The sequence below is a fragment of the Clostridium sp. YIM B02506 genome (assembly GCF_022324845.1).
Taxonomy (GTDB): domain Bacteria; phylum Bacillota; class Clostridia; order Clostridiales; family Clostridiaceae; genus Clostridium_T; species Clostridium_T intestinale.
In genome coordinates, this window is the sequence record NZ_JAKGTG010000054.1 from 1 (window position 1) to 12,466 (window position 12,466).

Sequence of the window (12,466 nt, forward strand, 5' to 3'; positions counted from 1 at the left end):
GTTAAGCTTTATTACGCCGATGGTACTGCATGGGAGACTGTGTGGGAGAGTAGGAAGTCGCCAAATATTATGGTTCACTAGCTCAGTCGGTAGAGCACATGACTTTTAATCATGGTGTCCGGGGTTCGATTCCCCGGTGAGCCACCAAAAGATTCTAGAATTTTCTAGGATCTTTTTTTATTTTTAAAAGTTTATAATAAAATTATTGATTATGGACTTATTTAATAAATTTTTAAAAATATAGTTGTGTTTTATATGTTTACACTTTACAATTGACATTATAAGGTTTTAAAATGAGTATTAGTAGAATGAGATTAAAGTCTTATATTATCATTTTAGTAAGAAGGTGAACATGTGAATAGCTCTTTAAAAGAAGATTGTGAAATAATTAAAGCATTTAATAACAATATAGTACTTGTTCAATCGGAAGGAAAAGAAAAAATGCTCTTTCAGAAGGGGATTGGATTTAGCAAAAGACCAGGGGATAAAGTGCTTAAAGGAACAGAAATAGAAAAGATATTCATAATTGAAGATAAAGATAATATAAGAAATTTTAAGACTTTAATAAGTAACTTAGAAGAAGAGTTTGTTGGATTTTGCGAAGAACTTATATTTTTTATATCTAAAGAATTAAATGAGGAGTTAAGTGAAAATATACATATAGGATTAATAGATCACTTATTCTTCGCAATAAAAAGATTAAAAGGTAATGAAGAAATACAAAATCCATTTATAGCTGAAATCGAGACTTTATACAATAAAGAGTTTACTTTAGCGCAACAGGTTGCAATAAAAATAGAACAGTCTTTAGGTGTATATATACCTGATGGAGAGGCTGGATTTATTGCTTTGCATATACATTCTGCAAGAAATAATGGTAAACTTTCTAATACTATTAAATATAGTTTTATAAGTAACACTATAATCGAATATATTGAGGATACATTAGATATTGAAATAGATAAGAAATCATTAGACTATGCTCGATTTTTAACACATCTAAGATTTGCGATAGAAAGAATAAGAACTAATACACCTATAACAAATGATTTTATAGATGTCATAAAGCGTAAATATCGTAAATCATATAATATTGCTAAGTATGTTGCAGAAATACTAAAAGAAAATTTAGATGATGTAAATGTAGTTGAAGATGAAATAGCCTATTTAGCTATGCATATAGAAAGATTTAGAGTTTCTCTATCAAAATAAGAAGGTGCTAAGATTTAGCACCTTTTTTTACTTTGTTTTATAAGTTAAAATAGTATCTTTTCCTGCCTCTACAGATTGACCGATAGAGGGATTAATTGTCTTTACAGAATCCATATTTGTAATAACTATAGGAGTTACTAATGGTAAATTTTTAGATTTTATAAATTCTCTATCTATTTTTAAAAGAGGAGTTCCAGCTTTAACCTTTGTGCCTTGTTCACATAGAAGCTCAAAACCTTCTCCATCTAAAGAAACTGTATCCATGCCAATATGAATTAATAATTCTATTCCATTGGATAAAGTCATAGCCAGTGCATGTTTAGTTTTAAATACTAGAGTTAGTTCTCCATCAGCTGGAGCTACTACTAAGTCTCCTGTTGGATCTATTGCTATACCGTCGCCAGTCATTTTTTCTGCAAAAACTGGATCTGGTACAGTGGAAAGATCTACAGTTTTACCTGAAATAGGAGCTACAAGTTTTAATTCTTTACTAAATAATCCAAACATAAATATTAACTAATTATTTTATAAAAACAATTAGTACAGTTCACTTCCTTTCAATTACTAATTTAAATATACATGTTAAATGAGGTGTAATCTAATAAGCATTCTTTAACTAGTTCTTATAAATTTACACAACCTATTAAAAAAAGGCATAAGTTTAATACTAAACTTATGCCTGATTAACAGTTACATGTTTAATGTAATTATATACACTGATATATATTTTGTCAATCAATAGTAATTTGTATAAAAATAAAAATTTAAAAAATAATTTAATGTAACCGTTGACTAATAAAAAATAATAGTATATACTTGTCTTGTAATTAATAAGTAACTGATACAGCGTGTAACTAGTATAGGGCATTAGCTGGAAAGAGTATATTATGTGTATATTCTTTTCCAGCTTTTTTATTTGCAATTATTTATGATAATTTGCTGATATCAGTAAAAACTATATTCAGGAGGGATTTATATGTCAAAAGGAAACAACAGAGTATTAGCTTTCTTACAAAAGATAGGTAAAGCACTAATGACTCCAGTAGCAGTAATGCCAGCTGCCGCTATACTATTAAGATTAGGTCAAAATGATGTATGGACATGGACTGGTAATAAGTACTTAATGGAAAAAGGTATTCCAATAATAGCTCAAGCTGGAGATGCTATTTTTGGTACTTTATATTTAGGTAAAGGTGATGGGGCAACACCTATTTCGATACTTGGGTTATTATTTGCAGTAGGTATTGCAATTGGTTTAGCTGAAGAAAATAATGGAGTAGCGGCACTATCAGCAACAGTAGGATTTTTAGTATTACAAAAGGTTGCATCAGCTATTAACCCAACTATAAACATGGGAGTATTTGCAGGATTTATAGCAGGTATATTAGCAGGTATATTATATAATAAATTTAAAGATATTCAACTTCCACAGTTTTTAGGATTTTTTGCCGGTAAAAGGTTTGTACCTATAGCGACATCTTTCATTATGATAGCGTTAGGTGTATTAGCCGGTTATGTATGGCCAGCTATCCAAACAGGATTAGATTCATTTGGAAACTTCGTTGCTGATTCAGGTTCAGCAGGAACATTTGGATTTGGACTATTAAACAGATTACTAATACCATTTGGATTACATCACGTAATGAACTCTATATTCTGGTTTACATTTGGAACATTCACTAATGCAGCTGGTGAAATAGTTAGAGGAGACTTAACTAGATACTTTGCAGGAGATCCAGCTTCTGGAGCATTTATGACTGGATTTTTCCCAATAATGATGTTTGGTCTTCCAGCAGCTTGTTTAGCAATGATAACAGCAGCTAAAAAAGAAAAGAAAAAAGAAGTTACAGGAATGCTTTTAGGAATAGCATTTACATCTTTCTTAACAGGTATTACTGAACCAATAGAATTCTTATTTATGTTCTTAGCTCCAGTATTATATGGAATACATGCAGTTTTAACTGGTATAGCAGGAGCAGTAACATATGCTCTAAACATGAAATTAGGATTTGGATTCTCGGCAGGATTTATAGATTATGCATTAAACTTTAGCAAATCTAATACAAGTAATCCATTAGGATTAGCATTAGTTGGTTTAGTATTTGGAGCTATATACTACTTCGTATTCTTATTCTACATTAAGAAATTTGATGTAAAAACTCCAGGTAGAGAAGATGATGATGAAGTTGAGGTTGAAGTAAAGGCATCAACAAAATCTTCTGATTTAGCAGGTAAAGCTAAAGGAATACTTGAAGCAATAGGCGGAAAAGAAAATATACAAACAATAGATGCTTGTGTAACAAGAATAAGATTATCTTTAAATGACGGAAACAAGATAAATGAGAGAGAACTTAAGAAGTTAGGTGCTTCAGGAGTAATGAAGATGGGCGAAGGTAACTACCAAATAGTAGTAGGTACTTTAGCAGATCCAATAGTTAGTCAAATGAAAAAATTATTATAAGTAATATATTAAGAGGCTAGGAAATTTCCTAGCCTTTAATTTTATATTTTAATATTAACATTATAAATATCAAGCCACATATTTAATTGAATCAAATAAGCTATAAATTGAGGACCCATCATAAGTTGTCCGTACCAAGGAATTTTATATGATTCGCCTTTACTATCCACAATTTGCTGTATTTTTGTTTTATCTACAATTTCGAGTATAGGTGAAGATGGATTATTTAAGATCTTGTTCATCTCTTTGCATACAGCTTCAGTATAAATAGGATGATAGGTTTTTGGGTAAGGGCTTTTCTTTCTTTCAACAATTTCTTTCGGCAATATATTTTTTAATGAGCTTCTTAATAGACCCTTTTCACGTCCATGTAGGAATTTGATTTTTGAAGGAATATTAAATGCATATTGAACTAGTCTGGGGTCAGCAAAAGGAACTCTAACTTCAAGAGAGTTAGACATGCTCATTCTATCTTTTCTGTTTAATAAGTTTACCATAAACCACTTTATATTAAGATAAAATAATTCTCTCATTCTATGCTCATAACTATCCTCATTATCCAAATGAGGAACTTTAGCTAAAGAAGAGCTATAATGATAATTTACCATTTCTTCTATCTTCAATTTTTTCATAGATGGACTTAAAATATCAAGTCTATTTGAAGTGAATCTAGACCAAGGAAAGGTATTGGCTTCATACATGTCTTTATTTGTAAACCAAGGATAACCACCAAATATCTCATCTGCACATTCACCAGATAGGGCAACTACGTAATCTTTTCTTATTTCTTTACAAGCCAAGAAAAGAGATGAATCTATATCTGCCATACCAGGTAAATCTTTTGCAATTAAAGCATCCTTTAAATAACTTACTAAATCTATATTTTTTATCATTATTGTTTTATGATTGCTATCTATATATTTAGATGTGAATAAAGCCCATTCCTCATCAGAGGTTGGTTGAAAAAGAGAAGCTTTAAAATAATTTTCATTATCCTCAAAGTCAATTGAGTAGGTAGTTAATTTTTTACCTTTGTCTTTAAAGTTTTTTGATGCTACTGCAGCTATAGCAGAGGAGTCTAATCCTCCAGATAAAAAGGTACATAAAGGAACATCACCTACAAGTTGTCTACTAATTGCATCAACTAATAAAGATTCTAAATGTTCAACAGCTTCATCTTCGTTTTCGGTGTATTCCTCTGCCTTAAGAGTCCAATATTCTTTTAAATTAAATTCTTTAGGAGAAAAGGTTATAAAATTTCCAGGAGGAACCTCATCTATATCATTAAATATACCACTACCTAGAGCTGTAGCAGGTCCAAGTGAAAGAAGTTCTGTAATTCCAGTTTCATCTACTAAAGTTGATATATAAGGATGAGCTAAGAGTGTTTTTATTTCAGAACCAAATATTAAAGAGTTTCCTTTAACTGAATAGAATAGGGGTTTAACACCTAACGGATCTCTAGCTAAAAATATTTCTTTAGTTTTTTTATTAAAAATACAGAATGCAAAAATTCCATTAAATTTATCTAAACAGTCTATACCCCAATGAATATATGAGGTTAAGAGAACTTCTGTATCTGAATATGAATCAAATTTATATCCATAAGACAATAAATCTTTTCTTAGATCCTCTGTGTTATATAATTCACCATTATAAACTAAAACATACTCATTTCCATTGATAACTTTAGTCATAGGTTGGCTACCGCCCTCTGGATCTACGACTACTAGACGTCTATGACCTAATAGTACATTTTCATTTGTATAAAAACCTCCACTATTTGGACCTCTGAGTTTAAGAGTATCCGTCATACTTTCAATTATATGATAAAAAGAAGATAAATCTTTAGAAAAATCAATCCAACCAGCTATTCCGCACATAATCATTACCTCGCTATAAATTTAATATATTTTATTGTATAAGTTATACTATGAAATATTAAAAAATATAGTTACAAATGAATGTTTTACTGAGGATTTTAGTAAAGAGAAAAGGCTTTATAAAGAAAGTCTTTATAAAGCCTATATACAGAAATCTGGTTCGATTTTAGATTTATACTCATCCACTAAATCTGCTAAAGTTATATTATCAACAACATTATCAACAGCGTCCCTCATCTTATTCCATATTCCTATAGTTACATAAATAGTAGCATTATCGGAATTAGGTTTGTTAGTTGGATTGTAATCTACTGGGTAAAAAGGACCTTCCAATACTCTCAGTAACATACCTATAGTTATATCTGATGGATCAGATGCTAACATATATCCGCCTTGAGATCCACGTACACTTCTAACATATCCAGATTTATTTAGTGGAGTTACTATCTGTTCCAGATATTTTTCAGAGATTTCTTGTCTTGCTGCAATATCTTTTAATGGTACTAAATCTTGATTATAATGAATAGCTAAATCAATCATTAGCTGAACGCCGTATCTACCTTTTGTGGATATTTTCACTACATACACCTCTTTTGATTAAAAATTCTTTTCTCATTATAAGTTATTATAAAGCATATCAAGTTACTAGGCAATTATAATATTTATGTAAAGTAGTAAAGTATTTGTACAATATAAAAAATAGTAATATTATTTTAGCTAAATTATAATAATAGTATTGATAAAATTATAACTGTATTAAAATCCTATAGGAATTATATCAATTAACTATTTTCATATAAAAATTAAAATAAATTGATATTCACAGATAATAGAATTTAGTATAATAAAAACTATAAAACTTAAGGAGGAAAATCAATGGGAATTAAATCTAGAAAAGTAGCAATTGTAGGAACTGGATTAGTGGGATCTAGCATAGGATTTAGTTTGATTACTCAGGGTGTATGCGAAGAGATTCTTATGATAGATATCAATGAAGAAAAAGCACTTGGGGAAGCGATGGATTTAAATCACTGCATTGAGTATTTAGATCAACATACAAAAGTAAAAGTAGGAAGGTATGAAGATTGTGGAGATGTTGATGCCATAATAATAACGGCTGGACCACCACCAAAGCCAGGAAAATCAAGACTCGATACCTTAGATGCATCAGCTAGGATAATGGAATCTATAATAACACCTATAATGGAAAGTGGATTTAGCGGTCATTTTATAATAATATCAAATCCTGTAGATATAATGGCTTATCATGTTTGGAAGTTATCAGGATTACCTAAAAGTCATGTTATAGGTACTGGAACTTCAGTAGATTCAGCGAGATTGAAACACTTTATTGCGGATTTATTTGATGTTGATCCTAGAAGTGTTCAGGCATATTCTATGGGAGAACATGGTGACTCTCAAATGGTGCCTTGGTCACATGTATATATAGGTGGAAAGCCATTTAATAAAGTTATAAATGATAACAAACATAGAGTTGGAGATATAGATTTAGATAAATTGGTATCAGATACAGCTAAAGCTGGATGGGAAGTATTTAATAGAAAAGGTACGACTTATTATGGAATAGCTACTGCTGCAGTAGGTGTTTTAAAGGCTATATTTAATGATGAAAATAGAATTATACCTGTATCTACGCTATTAGAAGGTGAGTATGGATTCGATGGAGTTTTCGCAGGAGTACCAGCTGTATTAAATAGAAATGGAGTAAAAGAACTAGTTGAAATAGAGATGACAGAAGAGGAAAAAGTAAAATTTGATAAATCAGTTAACCTAATTAAAGATTACTGCAATACATTGAAATATTAATTATTATTGACAATAATAATTAAATAATATATAATTTAAAATTGTGTTATGTAGTACGGGATTCACTAGCTCAGTCGGTAGAGCACATGACTTTTAATCATGGTGTCCGGGGTTCGATTCCCCGGTGAGTCACCAATTATATAATCTAACAAGATAACTTGCTTAGCTTAAAATAAGAAAATGCTGTTTTTTGTATCTTACAAGAAACAGCATTTTTATTTAGTCTGTAATAAATTCTGCTTTTGGTTCTTCTTCAACCTTTAAAAATATTATTCCACCAACAATAAATAATATAATTAAACTTAAAATTCCGTACCTAGATTCTCCAGTAATGGTTCCAACAATACCTATTAGTAAGGGCCCAAATATTGAAGAAATTCTTCCAAAGATATTATAGATACCAAAATATTCAGCAGAATTTTCTTTAGGAATTAACTTTCCAAAATAAGATCTACTTAAAGCTTGTATACCACCTTGAGCACTAGCTACAAGAAATGATAATATCCAAAAGTCCAATGGTGTTTTTAAGAAGAAACCATATATAGAAACTATGCTATAGGTTATTATCCCTACTAAAATCATTATTCTAGGAGAAAAAACCTTAGATAATTTGCCATATAAAAGTGCAAAAGGAAAAGCTATTATTTGTATAAATATAAGTATTATCATTAGTGTATTGCTATTGATTCCAACATCTATACCATAAGCAGTAGCCATGGTTATTACTGTATGAACACCATCTATATAAAAGAAATATGCTAAAAGAAAATAGAAAACATTTTTATTATTTTTAGTAGCCTTTATTGTAGTAATTAGTTTTTTAATGCTAGTGCTTAAATGTTTAGGACTACCTTCTATATAGTATTTTTGATGGACATTTTTAAACATAGGGACAGTAAATATAAACCACCAAACAGCTGTAAGTAGAAAAGAAATTTGTGTAGCAAGTATTGTATTCATATTTAAACTTGCAGCATTTGTTATTAATAAAATAGATACTATAAATGGAACTGTTCCGCCTATGTATCCCCAGGCAAAACCAGAAGATGAGATTAAATCCATTCTTTCAGTATCAGTTACATCTGTTAAAAATGAATCATAAAATATATTTGAGCCAGAAAATCCTATGGTTGTGATGATATAAATAACTAAGCAATAAATCCAATTGTTTTCTCCAACAGTAGCTAAAAGCGCTGTTGAAATAATAGAAATAAGCGCAAAAATGGAAAATAGTTTTTTCTTAAATCCTTTATAATCTGCAATAGTTCCTAATAATGGAGCTAGTACAGCTATAATTAAAGTAGCAAAAGAATTGGCATATCCCCAGTAGGCTGTAGAAATATTATCCTCTAATCCAACGCCCGCAACACTCTTAAAAAACACAGGTAAAATAGCAGTAGTTATGGTTATGGAATAAGCAGAATTTCCGAAATCTTGTAGTATCCAGCTTCTTTCTTCTTTATTCACTTACACTCCCCCTTAAACTTTTTCATAATTTAATTATAAATCAGAATAAGTGAAATATTTGTATAAATTGGGAGAGTTAACAATAATTAATTTAGCTTTAACAAATATCTCTATAATATTACATACTTTAATTAATTTTATGGAGGCTGTTTATGGATATATATGCTCAAATTACAATTTTGTTTTTAATAATGCTTATAGGAGGTTACGCTAGGAAAAAAGATATATTGAATGAAACCTTAGAAAGAGGATTATCAAATTTTTTATTAAATATAACATTACCTCTACTTGTAATTAATTCTTTTGATTTTAATTTTAGTAAAGATATGTTCAACAATATTATATTAGCACTTATTTACAGCAATATTGCATTTATAATTGCTATAATTTTGTCTAATATCATATTTAATAGAGTTGAAGTTGGAAGAAGAGAGGTATTAAAATTTTGTGGAGTATTTTGTAATTGTGGATTTATGGGATTTCCTATAATAGAAAGCATTTATGGAAAAGAAGGATTAGTTTATGCGTCTATATTTAATATGATTTTTACTATACTTATTTGGACCTATGGAGTAAGACTTTATGGAGGTAAAAGCAGTATAAGTAATTTAAGAAGTTTACTCAAAAATCCAGGAATACTATCAGTAATAATTGGGTTATTTATAATGGCTACACCAATAAATCTTCCCTCAGTAATAAAATCTGTGCTTGAGATTGTAGGCGGTATGACGACTCCTCTATCTATGATAATTACGGGGAGTATGATGGCAGGTATATCATTAAAAGCACAATTTAAAAATAAAAGTATGTATTTAGGCATAGCTACAAGACTTTTGATTATACCGTTAGTTTTATATATTATTACGTTAGCAATAAATATAAAATCTGTGCCAGCGAGTAGTATAGTAATAATTGAGGCTATGCCAGTTGGAGCTACGGCATCTATTTTCTCTCAGACCTTTAATAAGGAAAAAGAACTGTCAGCTTTTTCTGTTTTTATGAGTACATTAATATCAATGATTACTATACCTATAATAGTTGGGATTGTTGTATAGAGATAGGGTTTTCCCTATCTCTATTTAAAAATATTTTTATACAAAACATAAAGTAAACGTTTATACTTAAGTAAAAATATGGTAAGATATAAGTGGTTTGATATAGTTTATAATTTAAGTATAGCTAGGAGTGTATATTATGACAAAAAGAACTCATATTATAGGAATCCGGTATAAATTAATGACAAGCTTATTATCTATTTGCTTAGTACCATTGTTAATATTGGGCATCGGTAGTTACTTGCAGGCCAGATCATCATTAATAGACAAGTTTGAGATTTCCAGTGAACAAGTGATTCCTGAAGTAATTGAAAAGTTTAATAAATACCCTGTGCAAATATCAATGGCTTCAAGTAACACTATACTTATGGATTCTAAATCAGAGCAGAAGGATATTAAGGATTATTTACAGAAATTCAAAGAGAGAAATGAAGATGTGTTAAATGTATTTTTCTTTACTGAAAAGGGAGAAGCTTTTTCTTATCCTGATGAGAAGAAAATAACTAACCCTAAAAGTGAAGTTTGGTATGAAAAAGCTATAAATAATAATGGAAAAGTTATAAATAGCGACCCGCATAAAAGTTTGATAGCTGATGAATCGGTAGTTACTTTTGCGAAAACTGTTGAAGATAAAGGAAAGATTGTAGGCGTTATAGGTATGGAGATATCTATTAATAAACTTTCCTCAATAACTAATAAATATAGAATAGGAAACAAGGGATACATTTTTGTGGTTAATGAAGAAGGAAATGTAGTTACCTACCCAAGCAGGATAATTGGAAGCGATTCAGATGCTAAAATATCTAATTGGGATGTAATTAAAAATAATGAAAATGGATCTACAGAAATAGATTTTAATAAAAGTCATATATTTACGACTTTTGGTACAGATTTAGGTACAGGCTTTAAAATTATCGCTGCTATGGATGAGTCAGAGTTAAAAGCGGATATAAGTGGAATAAAAAATATGATTTTCATAACAATTGGGGCAGTGATTGTGATAGCAGCATTATTTTCTTTTTGGTTAAGCAATGGATTAGCTAAAAGTGCAAAGAAGCTAGAACAAGGGTTTAAAAAGGCTGCCGAAGGTGATTTAACAGTTAAGGTTGACATAAAGTCAAAAGACGAGTTTGGAGAATTAGGAAAAAACTTTAATTTTATGATAAAAAATATGTCAGCACTAATGCTAGAAGTTAAAAATTCTTCTAAAACGGTCTTTGATACATCAACGAATTTAGGAGTTATGGCAGAGGAGAGCACGGCGTCTGTAGGACAAGTATATAATTCTATAGAAGAAATATCTAGAGGAATAATAGAACAAGCTGGAAGTGCGCAAGAAGGAGTAAGTAATATAAATGAGCTCTCAAACGAGATAGATGGAATAGTTGAAAATACTAAGGTTCTAAAATCTGTATCCTTAAATGCCTTAGAACTAGGAAATAAAGGTTTAAACATGGTTAAAGTTCTTGGTGAAAAATCAGATAGAAGTAAAATATCATCAAATGAAGCTAGTAAAATTGTATTAAATATGAATAAGAATACTGAAGAAATTAATAGAATTTCTGATGCTATAAAGGAAATAACAGAACAAACTAACCTTTTATCACTAAATGCGAGTATTGAAGCTGCAAGAGCAGGGGAAGCTGGAAGAGGATTTGCTGTGGTAGCCGATGAAATAAGAAAACTAGCAGAGCAATCTAGAAAATCTACTGAAGAAATAAGAAAAATAATTGAGAAAGTTCAAAGTATGTCTAAAGTAGCTATAAGTGCTATGGAGGAATCAAAAGTAACTGTAGAGGAGCAGGAAGTAGCAGTAAATGAAACAGAAAAAATATTTACACAAATACTAGATGCTATAAATCAGTTAACTAATAGAATAAAAGGTATTGCAGAATCAACTAGTGAAATATATTCAAAGAAAAATAAAGTAGTTCAAAAAATAGAAAGTATATCTGAGATATCGGAAGGGACAGCAGCTTCGTCGGAAGAAGTAGCAGCATCTACTGAACAAATAAATACAACTATGGATGAGGTAGCAAAGGGAGTAGAGGAACTTAGTTTAATAGCAAGTAATCTACAGTATGCTGTGGGAAAATTTAAATTATAATATTAGTTAGCCGTTGTATAGAGTACAACGGCTTTAGATTTTTTAATAAAATATATTGACATCTATTTAACTATGATTTAATATAGTATAAAGTACATCGGAATAGTAGGAATAAAAACTATGAAAAAGTAGAGTAGCATAGAAAGTAGTTTCAGAGAGAAGGATTATGGTGGAATTCCTTTACGAAAGTCTATGTGAAGTGCACTTTTGAGATGAAGCTTGAACATATCTTCTATGTATAGATGATAAAGTATGGCTATCCGGAGTCATCCGTTATAATGATAGAATATGTAAATATTCAATAAGTGGAGTCATTTTGACTTAAATAGAGTGGAACCGCGGGGTAATCTCGTCTCTGTATATTAAATTATATAGAGGCGATTTTTTATTCTTTAGACCAGTTATAAAAAGTCAATAATTTTTTTGAATTTATTTTTGCTAAAAAGAGGTATAC

9 protein-coding genes, 2 tRNA genes and 1 other annotated feature are annotated in these 12,466 nt (G+C 29.9%); of the genes, 7 read left to right on the plus strand and 4 right to left on the minus strand.

The annotated features are described in order from the left end of the window. The first annotated feature begins 71 nt into the window (after window positions 1–71). Window positions 72–147 (plus strand) — tRNA-Lys (locus L1S49_RS22630). A 207-nt stretch (window positions 148–354) separates the two neighbouring features. After that, the gene (locus L1S49_RS22635; RefSeq protein ID WP_238907579.1) at window positions 355–1,212 is read left to right on the plus strand and encodes a PRD domain-containing protein; all 858 of its coding nucleotides are present in this window, start codon (window positions 355–357) and stop codon (window positions 1,210–1,212) included. 27 nt (window positions 1,213–1,239) lie between these two features. Here the strand turns inward: L1S49_RS22635 and L1S49_RS22640 are convergent, their stop codons facing one another. After that, the gene (locus tag L1S49_RS22640; RefSeq protein WP_238907581.1) at window positions 1,240–1,719 is read right to left on the minus strand and encodes a PTS glucose transporter subunit IIA; all 480 of its coding nucleotides are present in this window, start codon (window positions 1,717–1,719) and stop codon (window positions 1,240–1,242) included. A 469-nt stretch (window positions 1,720–2,188) separates the two neighbouring features. On the opposite strand from L1S49_RS22640, the gene nagE reads away from it, so the two are divergent. After that, on the plus strand, window positions 2,189–3,673 hold the full coding sequence (gene nagE, locus L1S49_RS22645) for an N-acetylglucosamine-specific PTS transporter subunit IIBC (protein ID WP_238907585.1): 1,485 nt from the start codon (window positions 2,189–2,191) through the stop codon (window positions 3,671–3,673). Between the two features lie 41 nt (window positions 3,674–3,714). On the opposite strand, the gene asnB is transcribed toward nagE, so the two are convergent. Then, complete coding sequence (asnB, locus tag L1S49_RS22650; RefSeq protein ID WP_238907586.1) at window positions 3,715–5,556, minus strand: asparagine synthase (glutamine-hydrolyzing); 1,842 nt, start codon at window positions 5,554–5,556, stop codon at window positions 3,715–3,717. 141 nt (window positions 5,557–5,697) lie between these two features. Further along, window positions 5,698–6,135, minus strand: a complete 438-nt coding sequence (locus L1S49_RS22655; RefSeq protein ID WP_073022680.1) for an Rrf2 family transcriptional regulator — start codon at window positions 6,133–6,135, stop codon at window positions 5,698–5,700. A gap of 297 nt (window positions 6,136–6,432) precedes the next feature. Between L1S49_RS22655 and L1S49_RS22660 the strand changes: the two genes are divergently transcribed. Then, complete coding sequence (locus L1S49_RS22660) at window positions 6,433–7,383, plus strand: L-lactate dehydrogenase (protein ID WP_073022681.1); 951 nt, start codon at window positions 6,433–6,435, stop codon at window positions 7,381–7,383. Window positions 7,384–7,442: 59 nt separating this feature from the next. Beyond that, window positions 7,443–7,518: transfer RNA gene (locus tag L1S49_RS22665), tRNA-Lys, on the plus strand. An 84-nt stretch (window positions 7,519–7,602) separates the two neighbouring features. On the opposite strand, the gene L1S49_RS22670 is transcribed toward L1S49_RS22665, so the two are convergent. Then, on the minus strand, window positions 7,603–8,850 hold the full coding sequence (locus tag L1S49_RS22670) for an MFS transporter (protein WP_238907588.1): 1,248 nt from the start codon (window positions 8,848–8,850) through the stop codon (window positions 7,603–7,605). Window positions 8,851–9,002: 152 nt separating this feature from the next. Here L1S49_RS22670 and L1S49_RS22675 point away from each other — a divergent pair, with 152 nt between their 5' ends. Both L1S49_RS22675 and L1S49_RS22680 read left to right on the plus strand, forming a co-directional pair. After that, window positions 9,003–9,905, plus strand: a complete 903-nt coding sequence (locus tag L1S49_RS22675; RefSeq protein WP_238907590.1) for an AEC family transporter — start codon at window positions 9,003–9,005, stop codon at window positions 9,903–9,905. Window positions 9,906–10,044: 139 nt separating this feature from the next. Then, window positions 10,045–12,012 (plus strand): methyl-accepting chemotaxis protein, encoded by a 1,968-nt coding sequence (locus L1S49_RS22680; RefSeq protein ID WP_238907591.1) that lies wholly within the window; start codon window positions 10,045–10,047, stop codon window positions 12,010–12,012. 111 nt (window positions 12,013–12,123) lie between these two features. After that, window positions 12,124–12,372 (plus strand) — a binding site (T-box leader). Window positions 12,373–12,466: the final 94 nt, after the last annotated feature.

What these genes read in the sequence shown, in the direction of transcription:
- L1S49_RS22675 (WP_238907590.1), top strand. Translation starts at nt 9,003, where the DNA reads ATGGATATATATGCTCAAATTACAATTTTGTTTTTAATAATGCTTATA.
- L1S49_RS22660 (WP_073022681.1), top strand. Translation starts at nt 6,433, where the DNA reads ATGGGAATTAAATCTAGAAAAGTAGCAATTGTAGGAACTGGATTAGTG.
- L1S49_RS22640 (WP_238907581.1), bottom strand. Translation starts at nt 1,719, where the DNA reads ATGTTTGGATTATTTAGTAAAGAATTAAAACTTGTAGCTCCTATTTCA.
- nagE (WP_238907585.1), top strand. Translation starts at nt 2,189, where the DNA reads ATGTCAAAAGGAAACAACAGAGTATTAGCTTTCTTACAAAAGATAGGT.
- asnB (WP_238907586.1), bottom strand. Translation starts at nt 5,556, where the DNA reads ATGTGCGGAATAGCTGGTTGGATTGATTTTTCTAAAGATTTATCTTCT.
- L1S49_RS22680 (WP_238907591.1), top strand. Translation starts at nt 10,045, where the DNA reads ATGACAAAAAGAACTCATATTATAGGAATCCGGTATAAATTAATGACA.